The 23,151-nt window shown below is 66.0% G+C and carries 14 protein-coding genes; 1 reads left to right on the top strand and 13 read right to left on the bottom strand.

Annotation, left to right across the window (positions count from 1 at the left end; translation table 11 throughout):
- Positions 1–7: 7 nt before the first annotated feature.
- The 5 genes from WDZ97_RS11505 to WDZ97_RS11485 all read right to left on the bottom strand — a co-directional run bounded on the left by WDZ97_RS11505 (position 8) and on the right by WDZ97_RS11485 (position 9,868).
- Entirely contained in the window at positions 8–3,799 is a 3,792-nt protein-coding gene (locus WDZ97_RS11505) for a nitrate reductase subunit alpha (protein WP_425762825.1), read from the bottom strand.
- A 39-nt stretch (positions 3,800–3,838) separates the two neighbouring features.
- Positions 3,839–5,497 carry an MFS transporter gene (locus WDZ97_RS11500; RefSeq protein ID WP_425762824.1) on the bottom strand — a complete coding sequence of 553 codons (1,659 nt, stop codon included), beginning with the start codon at positions 5,495–5,497 and terminating at the stop codon, positions 3,839–3,841.
- Between the two features lie 22 nt (positions 5,498–5,519).
- On the bottom strand, positions 5,520–6,767 hold the full coding sequence (locus WDZ97_RS11495; RefSeq protein ID WP_425762823.1) for an MFS transporter: 1,248 nt from the start codon (positions 6,765–6,767) through the stop codon (positions 5,520–5,522).
- A gap of 519 nt (positions 6,768–7,286) precedes the next feature.
- On the bottom strand, positions 7,287–7,964 hold the full coding sequence (locus WDZ97_RS11490) for a response regulator (protein WP_425762822.1): 678 nt from the start codon (positions 7,962–7,964) through the stop codon (positions 7,287–7,289).
- Positions 7,961–9,868 carry a type IV pili methyl-accepting chemotaxis transducer N-terminal domain-containing protein gene (locus WDZ97_RS11485; RefSeq protein ID WP_425762821.1) on the bottom strand — a complete coding sequence of 636 codons (1,908 nt, stop codon included), beginning with the start codon at positions 9,866–9,868 and terminating at the stop codon, positions 7,961–7,963. Before WDZ97_RS11485 ends, WDZ97_RS11490 begins: the two co-directional genes overlap by 4 nt.
- A gap of 326 nt (positions 9,869–10,194) precedes the next feature.
- On the opposite strand from WDZ97_RS11485, the gene WDZ97_RS11480 reads away from it, so the two are divergent.
- Positions 10,195–12,783 carry a PAS domain S-box protein gene (locus WDZ97_RS11480; protein ID WP_425762820.1) on the top strand — a complete coding sequence of 863 codons (2,589 nt, stop codon included), beginning with the start codon at positions 10,195–10,197 and terminating at the stop codon, positions 12,781–12,783.
- Between the two features lie 70 nt (positions 12,784–12,853).
- Here the strand turns inward: WDZ97_RS11480 and WDZ97_RS11475 are convergent, their stop codons facing one another.
- From WDZ97_RS11475 to WDZ97_RS11440, 8 genes are all read right to left on the bottom strand, one after another.
- On the bottom strand, positions 12,854–13,735 hold the full coding sequence (locus WDZ97_RS11475) for a phosphoribosylaminoimidazolesuccinocarboxamide synthase (protein WP_304004771.1): 882 nt from the start codon (positions 13,733–13,735) through the stop codon (positions 12,854–12,856).
- Between the two features lie 30 nt (positions 13,736–13,765).
- Complete coding sequence (gene fba / locus WDZ97_RS11470) at positions 13,766–14,830, bottom strand: class II fructose-bisphosphate aldolase (protein ID WP_304004773.1); 1,065 nt, start codon at positions 14,828–14,830, stop codon at positions 13,766–13,768.
- Positions 14,831–14,847: 17 nt separating this feature from the next.
- Positions 14,848–16,296, bottom strand: coding sequence for a pyruvate kinase (pyk, locus tag WDZ97_RS11465; protein WP_304004776.1), 1,449 nt, complete (start codon positions 16,294–16,296; stop codon positions 14,848–14,850).
- Between the two features lie 45 nt (positions 16,297–16,341).
- Positions 16,342–17,508: a phosphoglycerate kinase gene (locus tag WDZ97_RS11460; RefSeq protein ID WP_425762819.1), complete on the bottom strand. Its 1,167-nt coding sequence runs from the start codon at positions 17,506–17,508 to the stop codon at positions 16,342–16,344.
- Between the two features lie 115 nt (positions 17,509–17,623).
- The gene (gene gap / locus WDZ97_RS11455) at positions 17,624–18,640 is read right to left on the bottom strand and encodes a type I glyceraldehyde-3-phosphate dehydrogenase (protein ID WP_304004782.1); all 1,017 of its coding nucleotides are present in this window, start codon (positions 18,638–18,640) and stop codon (positions 17,624–17,626) included.
- 141 nt (positions 18,641–18,781) lie between these two features.
- On the bottom strand, positions 18,782–20,803 hold the full coding sequence (gene tkt / locus WDZ97_RS11450) for a transketolase (RefSeq protein WP_304004784.1): 2,022 nt from the start codon (positions 20,801–20,803) through the stop codon (positions 18,782–18,784).
- A gap of 142 nt (positions 20,804–20,945) precedes the next feature.
- Positions 20,946–21,830 carry a phosphoribulokinase gene (locus WDZ97_RS11445; protein ID WP_304004786.1) on the bottom strand — a complete coding sequence of 295 codons (885 nt, stop codon included), beginning with the start codon at positions 21,828–21,830 and terminating at the stop codon, positions 20,946–20,948.
- Positions 21,831–21,867: 37 nt separating this feature from the next.
- A complete protein-coding gene (locus WDZ97_RS11440) occupies positions 21,868–22,962 on the bottom strand; it encodes a class 1 fructose-bisphosphatase (RefSeq protein ID WP_020163519.1) in 1,095 nt (364 codons plus the stop codon).
- Positions 22,963–23,151: the final 189 nt, after the last annotated feature.

Raw genomic sequence — 23,151 nt, 5'->3', positions numbered from 1 at the left:
TGTCTCCTTAGGCGTGGGCGGTATCGGTGGCAGCGGCTTCGCCGTCGAGCCAGTCGATGCGCTTCATCTTGCGTACGACGACGAACTCGTCGCGGTTGGTGCCGATGGTTCCGTAGTAGTTGAAGCCGTACGACAGCTGGGCATAGCCGCCGATCATGTGCGTCGGCTTCAGCACGATGCGGGTGACCGAGTTGTGGATGCCGCCGCGCGCACCGGTGATTTCCGATCCCGGCGTGTTGATGATCTTTTCCTGTGCGTGGTACATCAGCACCATGCCCGGGTTCACCCGCTGGCTCACCACGGCGCGCGCCGTGATCGCGCCATTCACGTTGAACAGTTCGACCCAGTCGTTATCGACGATGCCAGCCTTCTTCGCGTCGTCCTCGGACAGCCAGATCACCGGGCCGCCGCGGTTCAGCGTCAACATGTGGAGGTTGTCGCTGTAGGTGGAGTGGATGCCCCACTTCTGGTGCGGCGTGATGAAGTTGAGCTGGATCTCCGGATTGCCATTGCTCTTGATGCCGGCGATCGCGGCCGTCGTCTTCAGGTCCACCGGCGGGCGGTAGCTCACGAAGCCTTCGCCGAAGGCGCGCATCCACGGATGGTCCTGGTAGAACTGCTGGCGGCCGGTCAGCGTGCGCCATGGGATCAGTTCATGCACATTGGTGTAGCCGGCGTTGTACGACACCTTCTCGCTTTCGAGGCCGGACCACGTCGGGCTGGAAATGATCTTGCGCGGCTGCGCCTGGATGTCGCGGAAGCGGATCTTCTCGTCCTCGCGATAGATGGCCAGGTGTTCGTGATCGCGCCCGGTCTGCTTGCCCAACGCCTTCCACGCCTTGACCGCGACCTGACCGTTGGTTTCCGGCGCCAGCATCATCACCACTTCGCAGGCGTCGATGTCGGTGTCGATCTTCGGCATGCCCTTGGTCGCGCCTTCATCGGTGACCAGACCGTTCAGTTCGCCAAGCTGGCGCACCTCGTCCTGCGTGTTCCAGGCGATGCCCTTGCCGCCGTTGCCGACCTTGGTCAGCAGCGGACCGACCGCGGTGAAGCGCTTGTAGACGTTCGGGTAGTCGCGCTCGACCACCGTCATCTGCGGTGCCGTCTTGCCCGGGATCAGTTCGCACTCGCCGCGCTTCCAGTCGGCGACGCCGAAGGGCTGCGCCAGTTCGGCGGGGCTGTCGTGCATCAGCGGCGTCAGCACCAGTTCGCGTTCGACGCCGAGGTGACCGACGCACACCTCGCTGAACTTCTTAGCGAAGCCCTTGTAGATGTCCCAGTCGCTCTTCGACTGCCAGGCCGGGTCGACCGCGGTCGACAGCGGGTGGATGAAGGGGTGCATGTCGCTGGTATTGAGGTCGTTCTTCTCGTACCAGGTGGCGGTCGGCAGCACGATGTCCGAATACAGGCAGGTGGTGCTCATGCGGAAATCGAGCGTCACCAGCAGGTCGAGCTTGCCTTCGGGTGCTTCCGCGTGCCACTTCACTTCCTGAGGCTTGGCGTCGTCCGAGCCGAGGTCCTTGCCCTGCACGCCGTTGCTGGTGCCCAGCAGGTGCTTCAGGAAGTACTCGTGACCCTTGCCGCTGGAACCGAGGATGTTCGAGCGCCAGACGAACATGTTGCGCGGCCAGTTCTGCGGCGCGTCCGGGTCTTCGCAGCTCAGTTCGAGCTGACCGGTCTTCAGCGCGCCGACCGCGTAGTCCTTCGGATCGACGCCCGCGGCATTGGCCTCGCGCACCACCTGGATGGGATTGGTCTTCAGCTGCGGCGCGCTGGGCAGCCAGCCCATGCGCTCGGCGCGCACGTTGTAGTCGATCATGCTGCCGCCGAACTGCGAGGCGTCAGCCAGCGGCGACAGCACTTCCTCGACGCCCAGCTTTTCGTAGCGCCACTGGTCGGTGTGGGCGTAGAAGAAGCTGGTCGAGTTCTGCTGGCGCGGCGGGCGTATCCAGTCGAGCGCGAAGGCGAGCGCCGTCCAGCCGGTCTGCGGGCGCAGCTTCTCCTGACCCACGTAGTGCGCCCAGCCGCCGCCGCTCTGGCCGATGCAGCCGCACATCATCAGCATGTTGATGATGCCGCGGTAGTTCATGTCGCAGTGGTACCAGTGATTCATCGCCGCACCGATGATGACCATGGACTTGCCCTTGGTCTTGTCGGCGTTGTCGGCGAACTGGCGGGCGACGGTGATGATCTGGTCGCGCGGCACGCCGGTGATCTTCTCCTGCCAGGCGGGCGTGTAGGCGATGTCCTGGTCGTAGCTGCTGGCGCCGTTATCACCCGGGAGGTTGCGGCCGACGCCGTAGTTGGCGACCTGCAGGTCGAACACGGTAGCCACCAGTGCGTCGCGCTTGTCGCCGGCCTTGCCGAGCGCGATGCGCTGCACCGGCACCGTCCGCAGCAGCACGTCGCCGCCGCCCTGCGGGCTGTTCGGGAAGTGTTCGTGCTCGATGCCGCCGAAGTAGGGGAAGGCGACCTGCGTGTGCTCGACCGGGCTGGTATCGCCTTCGAGCACCGACAGCTTCAGCTTCACGTCGCCGCCGTGGCGCGCTTCTTTCGCTTCGAGGTTCCACTGGCCGGCATCGGCGCGGCCGTCCGGGCCCCAGCGGAAGCCGATGGCGCCGTTGGGCAGCACGACGCGTCCGTTCTCGTCGAAGGCCACCGTCTTCCAGTCAGGATTGTTGGCCTGACCGAGCTTGCCGTTGAAGTCGCTGGCGCGCACGTAGCGGTCCGGTACCATCACCGTCCTGCCGTCGGGCAGCGTGTGCTCCTTCAGCAGCACCAGCATCGGCAGGTCGGTGTAGCGGCGCGCGTAGTCGTCGAAATAGGCGCTGCGCTTGTCGAAGTAGAACTCCTTCAGGATGACGTGGCCCATGGCCATCGCCACCGCGGCGTCGGTGCCCTGCTTGGGGTGCAGCCAGAGATCGGCCAGCTTGCTGATTTCGGCGTAGTCGGGCGTGACGGCGACGGTCTTCGCGCCCTTGTAGCGGACCTCGGTGAAGAAGTGGGCGTCCGGCGTGCGCGTCTGCGGCACGTTGGAGCCCCAGGCGATGATGTAGGTCGAGTTGTACCAGTCGGCCGATTCGGGCACGTCGGTCTGTTCGCCCCAGATCTGCGGGCTGGACGGCGGCAGATCGCAGTACCAGTCGTAGAAGCTCATGCAGACGCCGCCGATCAGGCTCAGGTAACGGCTGCCCGCGGCATAGCTCACCATCGACATGGCCGGGATCGGCGAGAAGCCGATGATGCGATCCGGGCCGTGCTTCTTGATGGTGTAGACGTTGGCGGCGGCGACCAGCTCGTTCACCTCGTCCCAGCTGGAGCGGACGAAGCCACCGAGGCCGCGCACCTGCTGGTAGTCGCGGCGCTTGGCGTCGTTCTCGACGATGGAGGCCCAGGCTTCGACCGGGCCGTGCTTCAGGCGCGCCTCACGCCAGGTCTTGAGCAGGCGGCCGCGCACCATTGGGTATTTGACGCGGTTGGCGCTGTACAGATACCAGCTGTAGCTGGCACCGCGCGCACAGCCGCGCGGTTCGTGGTTGGGCATGTCCCAGCGGGTGCGTGGGTAATCGGTCTGCTGGGTTTCCCAGGTGACGATGCCGCCCTTGACGTAAATCTTCCACGAGCAGGAGCCCGTGCAGTTCACGCCGTGGGTGGAGCGCACGATCTTGTCGTGCGCCCAGCGGTCGCGGTAGGCGTCCTCCCAGCTGCGGTCCTCGCCGGTGGCGATGCCGTGGTCGCCCGAGAAGCTTTCCTTCGGGGCGGAGAAGTGGGTCAGTCGGTCGAGAAAGTGGCTCATGTGTGCTCTCCTGTTGCGGGGCTCGGCGGGGGCATGGGGTCAGGGGTTCTTCACGTAGGCGTTGCGGCGCAGGTAGAACCACCAGTTGATGAACAGGCAGATCGCGTAGAACGCGGCGAAGCCGTACATCGCGAGCTCGGGTGTACCGGCCTTGATCTGCGCACCGATGACCACCGGTGCGATGAAGGCGCCGTAGGCGGCGACCGCTGACGTCCAGCCCAGCACCGGGCCGGCCTGCTGACGATCGAAGATGACGCCGATGGTGCGGAAGGTCGAACCGTTGCCGATGCCGCTGGCAAAGAACAGCACGATGAACAGGCCGAGGAACATCGGGAAGTACTGCTCGGGCGTGGCGGAGCTGTAGGCCAGCTTCATCACGTAGCCGACCGCCACCGACGCGACGACCATCACCAGCGAGATGATCTGCGTGACGATGGAGCCGCCCCACTTGTCGGAGATCCAGCCGCCGATCGGGCGCACTGCGGCACCGACGAAGGGGCCGATCCAGGCGAAGGCCAGCACGGTGGGCGCGTTCGGGTTCGGCAGCGTGTGCTGCATGACGCCATTGGCATCGGGCACGTGGCTGACGCCGAAGATCACCTTCATCGCCAGCGGCAGCGCCATCGAGAAGCCGATGAAGGAACCGAAGGTGACGATGTAGAGGATGGTCATCGACCAGGTGTGCTTGTCGCTGAATATCTTGAACTGCCGCGTCACGCCTTCGCGCATCGGGCCGAAGGCGGCCAGCTTCATCACGGTCAGCGCCATGATGATGTCCAGCGGAATCGCCACCCACATGTTCAGCAGGCCCAGACCGGTCGGCGCCGGCAGGTACAGATAGAGCATGAAGATCGCCGGTACGAAGGCCAGCGTGTACAGATAGGTGATCTTCGAGAAGGCGACGATGGGGTTGCCGGTGTCGGGCGACACGGCCTTCAGGTTGTTCATGCCGAACCAGCACAGGATGGACAGCGGCACCAGCGACAGCACCCAGGCGAAGCCCGCGTTCTGGATCCAGGTCGGCGTACCGGCGGCGATCTTGCCGAAGATCCAGCCGCTGTCCTTCATCAGCGTCATCGGCTCACCGCCGAAGGCGCCGAGCAGCGGCACGGTCATCACCAGCGGGATGACGATCTGCATCGTCGTCACGCCGAAGTTGCCGAGGCCGGCGTTGAGGCCCAGCGCGGTGCCCTGCAGTCGCTTCGGGAAGAAGGTGCTGATGTTGGACATCGAGCTGGCGAAGTTGCCGCCACCGACGCCGCACCACAGCGCCATCAGCTGGAACACCCACAGCGGCCAGTCGGTGTGCTGCAGCGCGATGCCGGTGCCGATGGCCGGCGCCAGCAGCATGGCCGTGGTCAGGAAGATGGTGTTGCGGCCACCGGCCAGCCGGATCAGGAAGGAGGCCGGGATGCGCATCGTGGCGCCGGAGATGCCGGCGATGGCGGTCAGCGTGAACAGCTGGTCCTGGGTGAAGGGGAAGCCCAGGTTGAGCATCTGCACGGTGATGATGCCCCACATGCCCCAGACCGCGAATCCGCACAGCAGCGCGGGAATCGAGATCCACAGGTTGCGGTAGGCGATCTTCTTGCCGGTCGATTCCCAGAAGGCATCGTCCTCCGGCCGCCAGTCCTCGACATCGGGGCCGCGGGGGGCGCCCTGTACCGGACGTGTGCCGGCGTGTGTACTTGCGTTCATGATGATCTCCGTGGTGTCCGGTTCAGGACTGGGCTGCGGACGTGCCGTCCATCAGCGGGGTGCGGCGAACTTCGGTGAAGTACATCCAGATCAGCGACACCCACACCACGCCGTACATCAGCATGAAGGCGCTGGAGCGTATGCCGGTCAGGTCGAGCAGGGCGCCGAACATGATGGGCAGCACGAAGCCGCCAAGGCCGCCGGCCAGACCGACGATGCCGCTGATGGTGCCGATGTTGGCCGGGTAGTCGTTGCTGATGTACTTGAACACGCTGGCCTTGCCGAAGGCCCAGGCGATGCCGAGGACGAACATCAGGCCGGTGAAGGCATACACGTTGAGGCCGATGTCGAAGGTCTTCGGGCCCTCAACCGTGACGATGGTGAAGTGGGTCTGCGGATAGCTGAGCAGGAAGAGGCAGATCCAGCTCACCCACAGCACCCACCAGGTGACGCTGTGCGCACCGTACTTGTCGGACAGCCAGCCGCCGATGGCGCGCAGCACGCCGCCGGGCAGCGAGAAACAGGCGGCCAGCAGCGCGGCGGCGCGGATGTCGAGGCCGTACTCGCCGACGTAGTACTGCACCATCCACAGGCTCAGCGCGACATAGCCGCCGAACACGATGCTGTAGTACTGGCAGTACTTCAGCACGCGCGGGTCCTTCAGTGCCTTCAGCTGGTCGACGAAGCGCACGTTGCTCGGCACCAGGTGGGCCGGGTCGCTGTGGCTGAACAGCCAGAAGATGATGACGGTGCCGAGCATGATGGCGGCGTACACCTGCGGCACCATGGTCCAGCCGAAAGCGACCAGCAGGGCCGGTGCGACGAACTTGTTCACCGCAGCGCCCGAGTTGCCGGCGCCATAGACGCCCATCGCGAAGCCCTGCTGCGCCTTCGGGAACCAGCGTGCGACATAGGGGGTGCCGACCGAGAACGAACCGCCGGCCAGACCGACGAACAGGCCGATGACGAGGAAGTGCCAGTACTCGGTGGCGTAGCTCATCATCCAGATGGCCGGCACGGTGGCCGCCATCAGCAGCGTCATGACGATGCGACCGCCGTACTTGTCGGTCCAGATGCCCAGCGGCACCCGCACCAGCGAGCCGGTGAGCACCGGTGTGGCGGTCAGCAGACCGAACTGCGTGGCGTTCAGGTCGAGCGCCTTCTTGATCGGTATGCCGATCACGCCGAACATCATCCACACCATGAAGCACACGGTGAATGCCAGGGTGCTGACGATCAGCACCGACAGTGCCTGCCCTTTCCTGGTCATGACGGAATCCTCCCTTTAAGACTGAGGCGATCTTAGGGAGCGGGGCAGTACGGCGGCATCCTTCGGTGGTAGCGCGCCGAGGGTGCGGAAGAACGATGGCCGGGGCCTTCGTGTAGTTCTGAAGAACTACTGCATCGTCCGGTTGGACGAGGGTTGACCAGGGTCAATACGCGTACGCTGGAAGGTGTCGCGCAGGCGCCTTGACCCCTCGTGCTCAGAGGAGGCGCGCCTGAGCGGTCGCAGGAGCTGGATTCCCGTGGGAGCGGGCGTCCGATCGCGACAGCAACCGGTATCGAAGCCGGTGGCCTGCGACCGCCGCGTCGCGGTCAGAGGACCGCTCCTACAGGGCGTACGCCTGGACCGGTCGCCCGGGCGGGATTCTGCGGCCGCGGTCTTCTGAACGCGACAGCGGGGCCGGATCAAAGAACGCGGACTGCAGCCGCCGCGTTGCGACGTCGGCCCCTCGCACAGGAATTGCGCATGAAGTTGGCGACGGATGCGGTGGCCGCGGTGCGGATGTCAGATCAGGCCGCGTTCCACCGCGATGACGGCGACCTGCACGCGCGAACTGACGCCCAGCTTGCGCAGGATGTGCTGCACGTGGATCTTCACCGTGGTTTCTGCAATGCCGAGGTCGCGGGCGATCACCTTGTTGCTGTCACCGCGGGCGATACCGCGCAGGATGTCGGTTTCGCGCGGCGACAATGCGCCGCTCTGTGGCGCGGACGCTGCAGCAGGCGCCACCGGTGCCGCCGCCTGTCGATAGACCTCGACCAGCTTGCCGGTCATTTCGTCGGCCACCACCGGTTCGCCGCGCACGGCGCGGTGGATGGCCCGCGACAGCGCTTCGCCCTCCATCGTCTTCAGCAGGTAGCCGCTGGCGCCGGCGCGCAGCGCGGCGGCCAGATCCTCGCCGTCCTCGCTGATGGTGAGCATGATCAGGCGTGCCTGTGGGGCCGCTTCGCGCAGGGCCGGCAGCGCGTCGACGCCATTGACGCCGGGCAGGTGGTTGTCGAGCAGGATGACATCGGGTTGCAGCGCCTCGGCGCGCCGCTGCGCTTCGCCGGCGTCGGCAGCGTCGCCGACGATCTGCAGCATCGGGTCGCGCGACAGCAGCGCAGTGAGGCCACGACGGAACAGGGTGTGATCATCGACCAGCAGGATGCGGATCGGGGCGTCGCGGTGCGTGCTGTTCATGAGGCGGCCTGCATGGGCTGGAGGTCGAGCAGTGTGGGGTCGCTGGCCGGCAGCGTCAGCATCACCGAGGTGCCGCGACCGGGCGTCGAGAACACCTCGATGCGGGCGCCGATGCGCGCGGCGCGTTCGGTCATGATGCGCAGGCCGACGTGGGTTTCGTCCGGCGGGCCGCCGTCGGTGGAAAAGCCGCGACCGTCGTCGCGCACTTCGAAGCGCCACTGCGGCTGCTGCTGCACGTCGAGCCAGACATGGCTGGCGCGCGCGTGCTTGCGTACGTTCGACAGGGCTTCCTGGACGATGTGCAGCACCTGTATCTGCACGTCCGGCAACAGCGGCAGACCGTGGTCGCGCATCGCCAGCGAGGCGCGTACGCCGCTCTGGTGCTCGAACTTGCGCAGCGTCGACAGCAGGGCGGCTTCGATGTCCTCGGAATTGGCGCGGGTGCGGAAGTGCAGCAGCAGTTCGCGCACGTCGCCCGAACTTTCGCGCAGGCCGGCATCGAGTTCGTCCAGCATGGTGCGCGCACTGGCTTCGTCGTGCGTGGCCAGCGCCTCGCGCATCATTTCGACCTGCATCTTCATGAAAGCCAGCGATTGTGCGATCGAGTCGTGCAGTTCGCTGGCCAGGAAGTTGCGCTCCTGCGATACCGCAGCCTCGTTCTGCAGCGCGTTCAGGCGCAGGTTTTCCATGCCGCTGGCCAGATGCGTCGCCAGCGCTTCAAGCAGCGAACGCGTGGGCGCCGACAGTTCGACGTTGGCATGGAAGAACAGGTCGACTTCGCCCATCAGCCTGTCCTTCAGGCGGACCGGAACCGACACCAGGGTTTCGAAGCCTGCTTCGCCGCAGTATTGCAGCGCCTCGCCACCCATCGTACGGATCGGAATGACGCGGGCGTAGGGCGGGGCGTTCGGCGCGCCGCAATGGCATTCGTCCGCCTTCAGGCAGCGTTCGCCGTCGGTCATGTAGGCGGGCAGCCCCTGCGAAGCGAGCAGCAGATAGCGCTGGTTCGATTCGTCGGACCAGCGCAGCGCGACGCCGTCGGCGTGCACGGCGCGCGCGACGTAACCGACGAAGCCGCGCGCCAGTTCTTCCAGCGAGCGGGCGGTGGCGATCAGCGAGGTCACTTCGTACAGTGCCTCCAGCCGCTCGCGCTTCTCCTGCAGCTCGGCCGTCTTGCTCGTCACCTTCGCTTCGAGATTGCGGTACATGGCCTGTATCTGTTCCGCCATGTCGTTGAAGCCGTCGGCCAGCGTGCCGAACTCGTCGCTGCTGCCACGTTCGACGCGGGCGCCCAGATCGCCCTGCTGTATCCGTTCCAGCGCCTGCTTGAGCTGACCCACCGGTTCGAGAACGAACAGATAGCCGATGTAGAGGAGTACGGCCGCACCGATCACCGCCAGCGCCATCGTTGCGAGTTGCAGCAGGTTGAGCAGCGCCGTCCAGTGCGACATGTGGTTCTCGATGCCGGCCACCAGCGCATCGATGCGCCCGGTGAAGCGCGCGGTGTCATCGCGCAGACCGTCGGTGCCGCGTGGTGCGGCGTCGAGCCAGCGCTCGCTGTAGATACGCCAGTCGCCGCGTACCTGATCGAAGCTGCGCCGGATGTCGTTGTCCAGCGGCATGAAGAGCGGGCGTTCGGGGTCGCCGGCATGCAGCAGTTCAAGGCTGCGGTCGAATTCGCGTCGCGCGTGCGGCAGCGCTTCGCGTTCGCCGGTGGCGACCAGCAGCGACATCCGGTAGGCCTGCATGCGCATGCGACCGGCCTCGTTGACGGCAGCTGCGCCGCCGTCGAGCTGCCAGGACATCCACAGCGTAAGCGTGATCGACAGCAGCGCGAGCAGGGCGAACGGCGCCGCTGCAACAGCCAGCTTGGCGCCCAGTCCCCAGTGTTCTCGTTTCGACATGTGTCCGAGTTTAGGGGCTGTGCGTGCGAATTTCGAGGTCTACGACGTGATCGACGTCAAGCGATCTTGCCGCGTACTTATTTCCTTGTACTATCCCCGAGACCGGAACGCCTCCACTTCCCGCCACTCGAAGGTGCGAAGACGGCCGCTTCCGGTGCGTGCAGCAGCGCCGCAGCACGCCGGCCCCGAGCCAGAACCCCGCTCGTCGTTTGCTCCTGGAGAAATGGATGACCTTGTCGAGAGGCCTCCTGTCCGGTTTTTTCGGCCCGCTCCGCACATCCGGTCGCTCTCGTGCGCGCCTGGCGCTTGGCGTTTCGGCGCTCTGGGTGCCCGGTGCCTTTGTCCTGATCGACCAGCCGTGGGTGGCACAGGTCGGCTGGCTGGTCTGGTGCGTGGCCTGCGGCGTCTGGCTGGTTCGTGCCGCGTCGGCATCGCAACCGGCCGAGCCATTGCCCGCGCCGGCCGACGATACGGCCGCACTGCTGCACGAGTTGCCGATGCCCGCCTGCATCTGCTCACTGCCCGACGGCGGCATGCGCGTGCTCAATGCTGCGCTCGCCACGATGGCCAACGAGGCGGCCGATGCACTGCTCGGTCGCAGCATCGTGGAGTTCTGCCAGAACGCCGAGGACAGATCGCGCGTGGTCGAGGTGCTGGCGCAGGGGCGCGGCACCGATGACGTCGAACTGCCGCTGCGCCGTCGTGACGGTTCGGTGCGCTGGGTGTCGGCGGCAACCCGTCCGGTTTCACATCAGGGGCAGCCGGCACTGCTGGTCATCTGCCACGACATCACCGGACACAAGCAGGCCGAACGTTCGCTGGCCGCCAGCGAGGAGCGTTTCCGCGTGCTGCTCGGTGCGCTGTCGGAGGCGGTCGTGCTCTACGACGCGCAGGCCCGGGTGCTGACCAGCAACCGCTCGGCCGAATCCTGTGCCTGGCTCGACGCGGCACACGCTGGTTTGCCTGGCGGCGGCGACGAATTCACGCTGTGCGATGAACAGGGGCGGTCGCTGGCGCGCGACATGCACCCGGTCATCCGGTCGCTGGCTGATGGTCTGCCGGCGCGCGACGTGGTGATCGGTGCCGAGAGCGCGTCCGGTCAGATGCGCTGGCTGACCGTCAACACGCAGCCGCTGTTCCACGCCGGCAGCAAGCGGCCGTACGCCGTGGTGGCGTCCTATTCCGATCTCACCGCGCGCATTCGCGCCGAGCGTGCGCTGCGCGCCAGCGAGCAGCGCTACGCACTGGCCCTGCGCGGCATGAACGAGGGGCTGGCCGAGTGGATCACCGGCAGCGACCGCATGTATGTGTCGCCACGTCTGTCGCAGATCATGGGTTACGACGCGGGTGGCCGCCGCATGCGCGTGCGCGAGTTCGTCGCCGGCATTCATCCGCACGACCGCAAGGCCTGGTCGGCCATGGTTGCCAGCCATCTGAAGGGGCGCAGCGATCACTTCCAGCAGGAACTGCGCATGCGTCATGCCGACGGCGGTTACCGCTGGTTCCTGCTGCGTGGCGTCGCACAGCGCGACGCCAGCGGACGCAGCAGCCGCGTCGTCGGCACCGTGGCCGACATCACCTTGCGCAAACGGCTGGAAGAGGTCGATGTGGCCGAACGCGAACTGCTGTCGCTGATCGCCGCCGCCATGCCGCTGACCGAAGTGATGTCGCGTTTTGCGCGGCTGGTGTCCGGCCTGCTCAACGAGGACTCGATCTGCGCGGTGCTCACGCTGACACCGAATACGAGCGCCGTGGTCGATGTGGTCGGTGCGAATCTGCCGGCTGTGCTGGGGGACTGGCTGCGCCGCAGTCCGGCCGGTGCCGACCATGATGGGCGCCTTCTCGAAACGCTGGCGGGGCGCCGTCCGCTGCTGTGCGAGGATGTGCAGGCGTCGCCCGATCTCGAGGGCTGTCGTGCGCTGTTCGCCGCCGAGGGCGTGCGTGCGTTGTGGGCGCTGCCGCTCGCGGCGCAGGACGGCGCAGTGCTGGGCGGACTGATCATCCTGCACCCGCAGGCCTGGCGGCCCGGACGGGCGGACGAGAACGTGATCGAGCGGCTGGTCGACATTGCCCAGCTGGCGCTCGAACGGGCGCGCGCCGAGCGCCAGGTGCGCGAACTGAACGAATCGCTGGAGCGCCGCGTGGCCGAGCGCACCACGCTGCTGGAGCAGGCAAACAGCGAACTGGAAGCCTTCTCGTACTCGGTGTCGCACGATCTGCGCAGCCCGCTGCGGGCGATCAACGGCTTCGCGCACCTGCTGGCCGAGCACGCCGGCGCGGCGCTGGACGACGAAGGGCGCGACATGCTGGAGCGCATACAGCGCGGCGCCACGCGCATGGGTCTGCTGATCGACGACATCCTGCATTTCTCGCGGGTTTCGCGCGTCGACATGGCGCACAGCGAAGTCAATCTGGATACGCTGGCGGCCCATGTCGTCGCCGATCTGGCCGAACAGTACCCGGCGGCCAGCGTCGAACTGTCGCCGCTGGGGCATGCCAGCGGCGACCCGTCCATGCTGCGGCAGGTGTTCGTTAACCTGATAGGCAATGCGCTGAAGTTCTCTTCGCGCAGTCCGCAACCGCGGGTCGAGGTGTTCGTCGAGAGCCGGCGCGGCATCGCGGCGATCTGCGTGCGCGACAACGGGGTCGGCTTCGATCCGGCCTACGCCGATCGCCTGTTCGGCGTGTTCCAGCGCATGCATGGCGCGGAAGAATTTCCGGGCACCGGGGTGGGGCTGGCCATCGTCAAGCGCATCGTCGAGCGGCACGGCGGCGTCATCGGCGTCGAGGCGGCGCCGGGGCGCGGCGCCACCTTCCGTTTCACGCTGGCGGGCTTTCGTCCGTTCGATCAGGCGGACGCCGTGCCGGCCGACGCACCGGCACGGACCGGGACGGTACCGCGTACCGGCACCTGAGAACGACAGAAGCGAAAACGGAGCGGTCCGCCAGGGCGGAGCGCTCCGTTGTGTCGGGGCGGAAGGCGGGTCAGCCGATCAGCCGCGTCAGCGCCTCGCGGTACTTGTCGCCGGTGCGCTGGATGATGTCGGCTGGCAGGCGCGGGCCGGGCGCAGTCTTGTTCCAGTCCAGCGTTTCCAGGTAGTCGCGTACGAACTGCTTGTCGAAGGACGGCGGGTTGCTGCCTTCCTGGTACTGGTCGGCCGGCCAGAAGCGCGACGAATCCGGCGTCAGTGCCTCGTCGATCAGGATCAGATTGCCATCCGCGTCGAGGCCGAACTCGAACTTGGTGTCGGCGATGATGATGCCGCGGCTCTTCGCGTAGTCGGCGGCCGCGCTGTACAGCGCGATCGCGGTGTCGCGCACCTTGGCCGCCATGGCGGCACCGATCAGCGCTTCGGTCTGGGCATAACTGATGTTCTCGTCGTGGTCGCCCACCGCCGCCTTGGTGGCCGGCGTGAAAATCGGCGACGGCAGCTTCGAGGCCATGCGCAGACCGTGCGGCAACTGCACGCCGCACACGGAACCGGTGCGAGAGTAGTCGCCCCAGCCGGAACCGATCAGGTAGCCGCGCACGACCGCTTCGATCGGCAGCGGCTTGAGCCGCCGCACGACGATGGCACGGCCTTCGACCTGATCGCGTTCGTCCGCGGTCACCACCGACTCCGGCGCGATGCCGGTCAGGTGGTTGGGCGATACGCCGGCCAGCTTGCCGAACCAGAAGTTCGAAACGGCCGTCAGCACCTTGCCCTTGCCCGGGATGGGGTCGGGCAGGATGACGTCGAACGCCGACAGGCGATCGGTGGTGACGATGAGCATCTTCTCGTCGTCGATCGCGTAGATGTCACGGACCTTGCCGCGGGCGATCAGCGGCAGGCTCTTGATGCTGGATTCGAACAGTGCGTCGGCCATTTCGATCTTCGTTGCGGTCTTCGGTAAGGATCAGTTGACGGTCTGGGCCAGCTTGCCGCTGGCGTACTGGCGGGCGATCTCGTCGAGCGGGATGGCCTTGATCTTGCTGCCCTGGCCTTCGCAACCGAACTGCAGATAACGTTCCTTGCAGATCAGCTTGGCCGCCTCGCGGGCCGGCTTCAGCCATTCGCGGGCGTCGAACTTGTCCGGATTCTCGGCCAGGAACTTGCGCACCGCGCCGGTCATCGCCAGGCGGATGTCGGTGTCGATGTTGATCTTGCGCACGCCGTACTTGATCGCTTCCTGGATTTCCTCGACCGGCACGCCGTAGGTTTCCTTCATCTTGCCGCCGTACTGGTTGATGATGGCCAGCAGGTCCTGCGGCACCGACGACGAACCGTGCATCACCAGGTGCGTGTTCGGGATGCGCTTGTTGATTTCCTTGACGCGCGAGATCGCCAGGATGTCGCCGGTCGGCTTGCGGGTGAACTTGTAGGCGCCGTGGCTGGTGCCGATGGCGATGGCCAGCGCGTCCAGCTGGGTGGCCTTGACGAACTGGGCGGCTTCTTCCGGGTCGGTCAGCAGCGACGAGTGGTCCAGCTTGCCTTCGGCGCCGTGGCCGTCCTCCTCGCCGGCCATGCCGGTTTCGAGCGAGCCGAGGCAGCCCAGCTCGCCTTCGACCGTGACGCCGACCTTGTGCGCCATGTCGACCACGCGGCGGGTGACGTCGACGTTGTAGTCGAAGGAGGCCGGGGTCTTGCCGTCTTCCTTCAGCGAGCCGTCCATCATGACCGAGCCGAAGCCCAGATCGATGGCGCCCTGGCAGATCGCCGGCGACTGGCCGTGATCCTGGTGCATCACCAGCGGGATGTGCGGATAGGCTTCGACCGCGGCCTGGATCAGGTGCTTGATGAAGCTCTCGCCGGCGTACTTGCGGGCACCGGCACTGGCCTGCAGGATGACCGGGGCGCCGACTTCGTCGGCGGCGCTCATCACCGCCTGCACCTGCTCGAGATTGTTCACGTTGAATGCCGGCAGGCCGTAGCCGTTTTCGGCGGCGTGGTCGAGCAGTTGGCGCATGGATACCAGAGGCATGAGTTTCTCCTGCGAGTTCAGATTACGGTGGAGAGTTGACGATACTCCCCGACCTTGACGATTTTCAGTGTATTGGTACCGCCCGGAACGCCAATAGGCTCGCCGAAGGACAGCACGATGAGGTCACCGACCTTCACGGCACCGCTGCGCAGCAGTTCGGCCTCGGCGTCGATCAGCATGCGGTCGCGGTCGGCGTCCGGATCGAGCTTGATCATCAGCGGCGTCACGCCACGGTACATCGACAACTTGTAACGGGTGCGCACTTCCGGTGTCAGCGCGTAAATGGGCACGCCGCTGTTCAGGCGCGACATCCACAGCGAGGTCGAGCCGGACTGCGTCAGCGTGGCGATCGCCTTCACTTTCAGGTGGAAGGCCGAGAACAGTGCGGCCATCGCGATCGACTGGTCGATGCGGGTGAACACGCGCTGCAGGAATTCCTGGTCCAGCTTCACCTCGGCCGATTTCTCGGCTTCGATGCAGATGCGGCTCATCGCCTCGACCGTCTCGACCGGGTACTGGCCGGAGGCGGTTTCGGCCGACAGCATGACGGCGTCGGTGCCGTCGAGCACCGCGTTGGCGACGTCCGACACTTCGGCGCGGGTGGGCACCGGGCTGCTGATCATCGATTCCATCATCTGCGTGGCAGTGATGACCAGCTTGTTCATTTCGCGCGACACGCGAATGATGCGCTTCTGCATCGCCGGTACGGCCGCGTCGCCCACTTCGACCGCGAGGTCGCCGCGCGCCACCATGGCGCCGTCCGACGCTTCGAGAATCTCCTCGAGCGCGGGGATCGCCTCGACGCGCTCGATCTTCGCGATCAGTTGCGCGTTGGAGCCGGCCGCGCGCAGCAGATCACGCGCCTGCCTCATGTCGGCGCCGCTCTTCGGGAAGCTCACCGCGACGAAGTCGACATTCAGCGACGCCGCGACCTTGATGTCTTCCATGTCCTTCGCGGTCAGCGCTGGCGCCGACAGGCCGCCGCCCTGGCGGTTGATGCCCTTGTTGTTCGACAGCTCGCCGCCGTGGCGCACCGTGCAGTGGATCTGCGTGTCGGTGACCGACTTCACGTCCATCACGATGCGACCGTCGTCGAGCAGCAGCACGGCACCCGGTTCCACGTCGTTCACCAGTTCCGGATAGTCCAGACCGACATGGTCGGCGTCACCGAGCTGGCACTCGATGTCGAACACGAACTTCTGGCCGGCCTTCAGCAGCACCTTGCTGCCGGCGAACTTGCCGACGCGGATCTTCGGGCCCTGCAGATCGGCCATGATGCCGACCGTGCGGCCGACCTTGGCGCAGACCGCGTGCAGCGTTTCGACGCGCGCACGGTGGTCGTCCGCCTTGCCATGCGAAAAGTTGAGCCGCACGACATCGACTCCGGCCTCGACCAGGCGGGTGAGCGTGGCCAGGTCGCTGGAAGCGGGGCCGAGTGTGGCGACGATTTTGGTGAAGCGATGCATGGCTGGGCGGACTCCTCGTTGTTTTGTATGCGCGTTCTGTAATGTTCAGCCGTTGGCGCGCTTGAGCAGGATATCGACTGCCGGCAGCGTCTTGCCCTCGAGGAATTCGAGGAAGGCGCCGCCGCCGGTCGAGATATAGCTCACCTGATCGGCGATCCCGTATTTTGCGATGGCGGCGAGCGTGTCGCCACCACCGGCGATCGAATAGGCCTTCGAATCTGCAATCGCACGCGCCACGGTTTCGGTGCCGTGACCGAACGCGTCAAATTCGAACACACCGACCGGACCGTTCCACACGACCGTGCCGGCGGCCTTCAGCGTTTCCGCCAGCTTGGCCGCGGCTTTCGGTCCGATGTCCAGAATCATGTCGTCGTCGGCCACGTCATCGACCGCCTTGACCGTGGCTTCGGCGTCGGCGGCGAAGGCCTTCGCACATACGACATCTTCCGGCAGCGGCACGTTCGTCTTGGCCATCACGCGCTTTGCAGCGTCGACCAGGTCGGCTTCGGCCAGCGACTTGCCGATCTTCTTGCCGGCAGCCAGCAGGAAGGTGTTGGCGATGCCGCCGCCGACGATGAGCTGGTCGACCTTGTCGGCCAGATTCTCCAGCAGCGTGAGCTTGGTCGATACCTTGGAACCGGCGACGATGGCCGCCAGCGGGCGGGCCGGCTGGCCCAGCGCCTTGCCCAGCGCGTCCAGCTCGCTCGCCATCAGCGGGCCGGCGCAGGCGATCGGGGCGTACTGGCCCATGCCGAAGGTGGTCGCTTCGGCACGGTGAGCGGTGCCGAAGGCGTCGTTCACCCACACGTCGCACAGCGCGGCGAGCTTCTTCGACAGCGCATCGTCGCACTTCTTCTCGCCCTTGTTGGCGCGGCAGTTCTCCAGCAGCACCACTTCGCCCGGCGCGACCTGCACGCCATCGACCCAGTTCGCCACCAGCTTCACTTCGAAGCCCAGCAGTTCCGACATGCGGCGGGCGATCGGCGCCAGTGAGTCCTCGGGCTTCAGTTCGCCTTCGGTCGGACGACCGAGGTGGGAGGTGACCATGACGGCGGCGCCGGCGTCGCGGGCGGCGCGGATGGCCGGCAGCGAGGCGCGGATGCGCGTGTCTTCGGTGATATTGCCGGCGTCGTCCTGCGGTACGTTCAGGTCGGAGCGGATGAATACCCGCTTGCCCTTGAGATCGAGATCGGAAAGTCGCTTGAACTGCATGATGAATCCTCCGCGCGGTGCGTGATGAGCGTGATCGAGTGGATTTTCGGGAAGGGGAAAAACGAAGCGGGGCAGGGGCGCACGCGCCCGAACCCCGCTCGTCGATGCCGTGTCCTTACTTGGCGCTCATCAGCGCGACGGTGGTGTCCAGCATGCGGTTCGAGAAGCCCCACTCGTTGTCGTACCAGGACAGCACCTTGACCAGCTTGCCGTCGGCCGACACGCGGGTCTGGGTCGAGTCGAACACGCTCGAACGCGGATCGTGGTTGAAGTCGATGCTCACCAGCGGCAGCGTGTTATAGCCGAGGATGCCGGCCAGTTCGCCTTCCGATGCGGCCTTCAGGATGGCGTTCACTTCATCCACCGTGGTGGCGCGCTTGGCGGTGAAGGTCAGGTCGACCACCGACACGTTGATGGTCGGCACGCGCATCGCGAAACCGTCCAGCTTGCCATTCAGTTCCGGCAGCACCAGACCGACCGCGGCGGCGGCGCCGGTCTTGGTCGGGATCATCGACTGCGTGGCGCTGCGGGCGCGGCGCAGGTCTTCGTGATAGACGTCGGTCAGCACCTGGTCGTTAGTGAAGGCATGGATGGTGGTCATCAGGCCGGTTTCGATGCCGATCTTGTCGTTCAGCGGCTTGGCCAGCGGCGCCAGGCAGTTGGTCGTGCAGCTGGCGTTCGAAATGACGGTGTCGGTGGCCTTCAGCACGCCGTGGTTCACGCCATAGACGACGGTGGCGTCCACGTCCTTGCCGCCCGGGGCGGAAATGATCACCTTCTTGGCGCCGCCCTTCAGGTGGGCCGAGGCCTTTTCCTTGGTGGTGAAGAAGCCGGTGCATTCCATCACCACGTCGACGCCCAGTTCGCCCCACGGCAGTTCGGCCGGGTTGCGGTTGGCCAGCACGCGGATCTTGTCGCCATTCACCACCATGTAGTCGCCGTCGACGCTGACCGTGCCCGGGAACTTGCCGTGCGCGGTGTCGTACTGCGTCAGGTGCGCGTTGGTCTTCGGGTCGCCGAGGTCGTTGATCGCGACGATCTCGATGTCGTGGCGCTTGCCGCCTTCGTAGTGCGCACGCAGCACATTGCGGCCGATACGCCCGTAACCATTGATCGCAACCTTGATCGTCATTTCAGCAACTCCCTCTCCGTTGGGTGTGGATTCAAGAAAAGTCTTCGATTGTGCGGCGCAACTTGTGGCTGCGCTGCGCCTAAATTGGCATTTGGAAACGCAAACGCGGCGGATCGGGACTTCATTCCGCCGCGTCGGCGCTTACCTGCCAAGCAGTTGTCGTGCCGCCTGCGCCACCGCGTCGGCGGTGATGCCGAAAGCCTTGTACAGCTCGCCGGCCGGAGCGGACTCGCCGAAGTGGTCCAGACCCACCACGGCGCCTTCGAGACCGACGTACTTGCGCCACAGATCGGTCACGCCCGCTTCCACCGCGACGCGCGGAATGCCGCGCGGCAGCACGGTTTCGCGCCAGGCGGCGTCCTGACGGTCGAACACGCTGGTCGACGGCATCGACACCACGCGCACCGTGATGCCTTCCGCTTCCAGCGTCTTCTGTGCGGCCAGTGCCAGAGATACTTCCGAGCCCGTGGCGATCAGCACGGCTTCCACCTTGCCGGCCGCATCGGACAGCACGTAACCACCGCGCGCGATGGCGGCGGTGGTCGCGGCGTCGCGCGGAACGTGCGGCAGGTTCTGGCGCGAGAACATCATCGAGGTCGGGCCGTCGGCACGCTTGATCGCACTGGCCCAAGCCACGGCGGATTCAACCGTGTCGCACGGACGCCAGACGTCCATGTTCGGCATCAGGCGCAGCGTGGCGGTCTGTTCCACCGGCTGGTGGGTCGGGCCGTCTTCGCCGAGGCCGATCGAGTCGTGCGTGAACACGAACACCTGACGCACCTTCATCAGCGCCGCCATGCGCAGCGCGTTGCGCGCGTACTCGGAGAACATCAGGAAGGTGGCGGTATAGGGGATGAAGCCGCCATGCAGCGCAATGCCGTTGGCGATGGCCGCCATGCCGAATTCGCGCACGCCGTAGTAGATGTAGTTGCCGCCCGGGTTCTTCGGCGAGATGCCCTTGGAGCCGGACCACAGCGTCAGGTTGGAACCGGCCAGGTCGGCCGAGCCGCCCAGCAGCTCCGGCAATGCCGGCGCGAACGCTTCGATGCAGTTCTGGCTGGCCTTGCGGCTGGCGATGTTCTCGGCCTTGCCGTCGAACTTCGCGATCGTGTCGGCGACCACCTCTTCGAAGTTGTCGGGCAGCGTGCCGCGCATGCGGCGGGTGAATTCGGCGGCCAGTTCCGGGTGTTCGGCGCTGTAGGCGGTGAAGCGGGCGGACCATTCCTCTTCCGCCTTCTTGCCGGCCGGACGGCCATCCCAGGCGGCGTACACGTCGGCCGGAATCTCGAACGGTGCGTGCGTCCAGCCAATGTGGGCGCGGGCGGCCTCGATTTCGGCGGCGCCGAGCGGCGCGCCGTGCACGTCGTGACCGCCGGCCTTGTTCGGCGAACCGAGGCCGATGACCGTGCGGCAGCAGATCAGCGTCGGGCGCGCCGTGTCGGCCTTGGCGGCGCGGATGGCGGCGTCGATGGCGGCGGCGTCATGGCCGTCGACCGCCGGGATGACCTGCCAGCCGTAGGCTTCGAAGCGCTTCGGCGTGTCGTCGGCGAACCAGCCCTTGACGTGGCCGTCGATCGAAATGCCGTTGTCGTCGTAGAACACGATCAGCTTGCCCAGACCCTGGGTGCCGGCCAGCGAACACGCCTCGTGCGAGATGCCTTCCATCAGGCAGCCGTCACCGGCAAAGGCATAGGTGTAGTGGTCGACCACCGTGTGGCCGGGGCGGTTGAACTGCGCCGCCATCGCCCGTTCGGCGATCGCCATGCCGACCGCGTTCGCAAGACCCTGGCCCAGCGGGCCGGTGGTGGTTTCGACGCCCGGCGCGTAGCCGTGCTCCGGGTGGCCTGGCGTCTTCGAGTGCAGCTGGCGGAAGGACTTGATGTCGTCGATCGACAGGTCGTAGCCGGAGAGGTGCAGCAGCGCGTACAGCAGCATCGAGCCGTGGCCATTCGACAGCACGAAGCGGTCGCGGTCAGCCCAGTTCGGGTTGGCCGGGTTGTGCTTCAGGTGGTGACGCCACAGCACTTCTGCGATCTCTGCCATGCCCATCGGGGCGCCGGGGTGACCGGAATTGGCTTTCTGCACGGCGTCCATCGCCAGGGCGCGGATTGCGCCGGTGATCGGGTTGAAGCCTGCTTTCGGGGTGATGGAGGGCGCGCTCATCAGAGGGGGTTCCGGCCGGAAAAACCCGCAATTATCCGCGAAAACAAGGGGTCACGCCAGCCGTGCTGCGGCGCAGGAAGGGCGCGGATCTGCCGGCGATCGGGGTGGAGCAGTGGCGGCAACAGCGGCGTTGCCGTGCTTTTCAGTAGCGAGCGCGCGCTTTGCGGCCGTTCTCGACCAGTCGCAGGATGAGCGGCGTGAAGATGAGCTGCATCGCCAGGTCGATCTTGCCGCCGGGAATCACAATGGTGTTGGCGCGCGACATGAAGGCGCCGCCCATCATCGCCAGCAGGTACTGGAAATCGATGCCGCGCGGGTTGGCGAAGCGGATCACCACCATTGATTCTTCCGGCGTCGGAATCGAGCGCGCGATGAAGGGGTTGGACGTATCCACCATCGGTACGCGCTGGAAGTTGATGTGCGTGTTCTCGAACTGCGAACAGATGAAGTGCACGTACTCGGGCATCCGGCGGAGGATGGTGTCGGTCACCGCCTCGGTCGTGTAACCGCGCTGTTCGCGGTCGCGGTGCAGCTTCTGTATCCACTCCAGATTGATGATGGGCACCACGCCGATCCGCAGATCGACATGCTGGGCGACATCGACCTTGTCCGTCTTCACCGCGCCATGCAGGCCCTCGTAGAACAGGATGTCAGTGCCGGCTGGGATGTCCTCCCACGGCGTGAAGGTGCCGGGCGCCTGCTGATAGGGAGCGGCTTCACACTCGTTGTGCAGGTATTTGCGGATGCGCCCGCTACCGTCGTTGCCGTACTGGCGGAACAGCGTCTCCAGTTCCTCGAACAGATTGGCGTCCGGACCGAAGTGGCTGAAGTGTTCGTTGCCGGCGGCGGCCTCGCGCGCCATCGCTGCCTTCATTTCCTCGCGGTCGTAGCGATGGAAGGCGTCGCCTTCGACGATGACCGGGTTGACGCCTTCGCGGCGGAAGATGTGCTGGAAGGTGCGCGTGACCGTGCTCGTGCCGGCACCCGATGAGCCGGTGATCGCGATGACAGGGTGGCGGGCGGACATCCGGAGTACTTTCCCGTGGGCTGGTGCGCGCGACCGCTCAGAGCGCCGAGAACAGGCCGCGCACGTTGAAGAGCGGCGAAGTGTATTCCCGATCGAGTCCCTGGTCGCTTTCCGTGTGGTACTGGACGATGCGGCGCACCTCCTCGCGCGAGCCGAAGATCAGCGGCGTGCGGCTCTGCAGGCTGCGCGGCGTCAGTTCCATGATGCGCTGCCGACCGTTGGTGGCTTCGCCGCCTGCCTGTTCGATCAGGAAGGCGATCGGATTCGCCTCATACATCAGCGAAATGCGGCCCGGCGACGCGCTCTGCATCGTGTCTTCCGGATACATGATGACGCCGCCGCGCGTCAGCACGCGGAAGGTTTCCGCCACCAGCGAGGCGATCCAGCGCATGTTGAAATCCTCGCCGCGCGGTCCGGTCTGGCCGGCCAGACATTCCTCGACGTAGCGCTTGACCGGCGGCTCCCAGAAACGCGACTTCGACGCGTTGATCGCGAATTCGGTCGTGTGCTCGGGAATCCGCATCTGCGGGTGCGTGAGGATGAAGGCGCCGATGTCGCGATCGAGCGTAAAGCCGTCCACGCCCTCGCCGGTGGTCAGCACCAGCATCGTCGACGGGCCGTACAGCGCGAAACCGGCGCACACCTGTTCGGTGCCCGGCTGCAGGAAATCGGACAACTGCGGTTCGGCGCCCGGGTTCGGCGCGTGCAACACCGAAAACAGACTGCCTACGGTCAGGTTCACGTCGATGTTGTTGCTGCAATCGAGCGCATCGAACAGCAGCAGGTATTTGCCGCGCGGCGGCTCGTCCGGTGTCGGGATGAAGCCTTCCAGACCCTCCGGCGCCAGCGCGGCCAGATGGCCGCCCCATTCGCACTCGCGCTGCATCGCCTCGTTGGCGATGGTGTCGAGCTTCTGCGTGACGCGACCGGACAGATTGATGGCCGCGCCGCTGCCGACGGCTTCGAAGCTGCCGAGCGAACCGACCAGCGCGCCTTTGTTCACATGATTGGCGATGATTTTCACCGCGGTGGCCACGGCGTTCAGCAGGCTGGAAAAGATCCCGCTGGCGTGCGGGTGGCGCTGCTGCGCCTCGATGGTGTAACGCGTCAGGGTCTTGCGCCCTTCACTCATGGCAGCCTCCTCGGGTCCCGGTGTCGATTCCATCGTAGCCGCAGCGCGCGATCGCTGTCACATGCGGTTCGGCCAAGGCACTCGGGAAGTCGTGCAGGAGGGGTGTTGCTGCGCCGCCGGAGCGATGTGTTCCGTTCGTTGCAACAGAGTGTGCAATGCAAAAAAATACCCCGGACTCTTGCGAGCCGG

The organism is Methyloversatilis sp. MC4-4, from assembly GCF_049843555.1.
GTDB lineage: Bacteria > Pseudomonadota > Gammaproteobacteria > Burkholderiales > Rhodocyclaceae > Methyloversatilis > Methyloversatilis discipulorum_B.
This window is presented reverse-complemented; position numbering and strand designations above follow the sequence as displayed.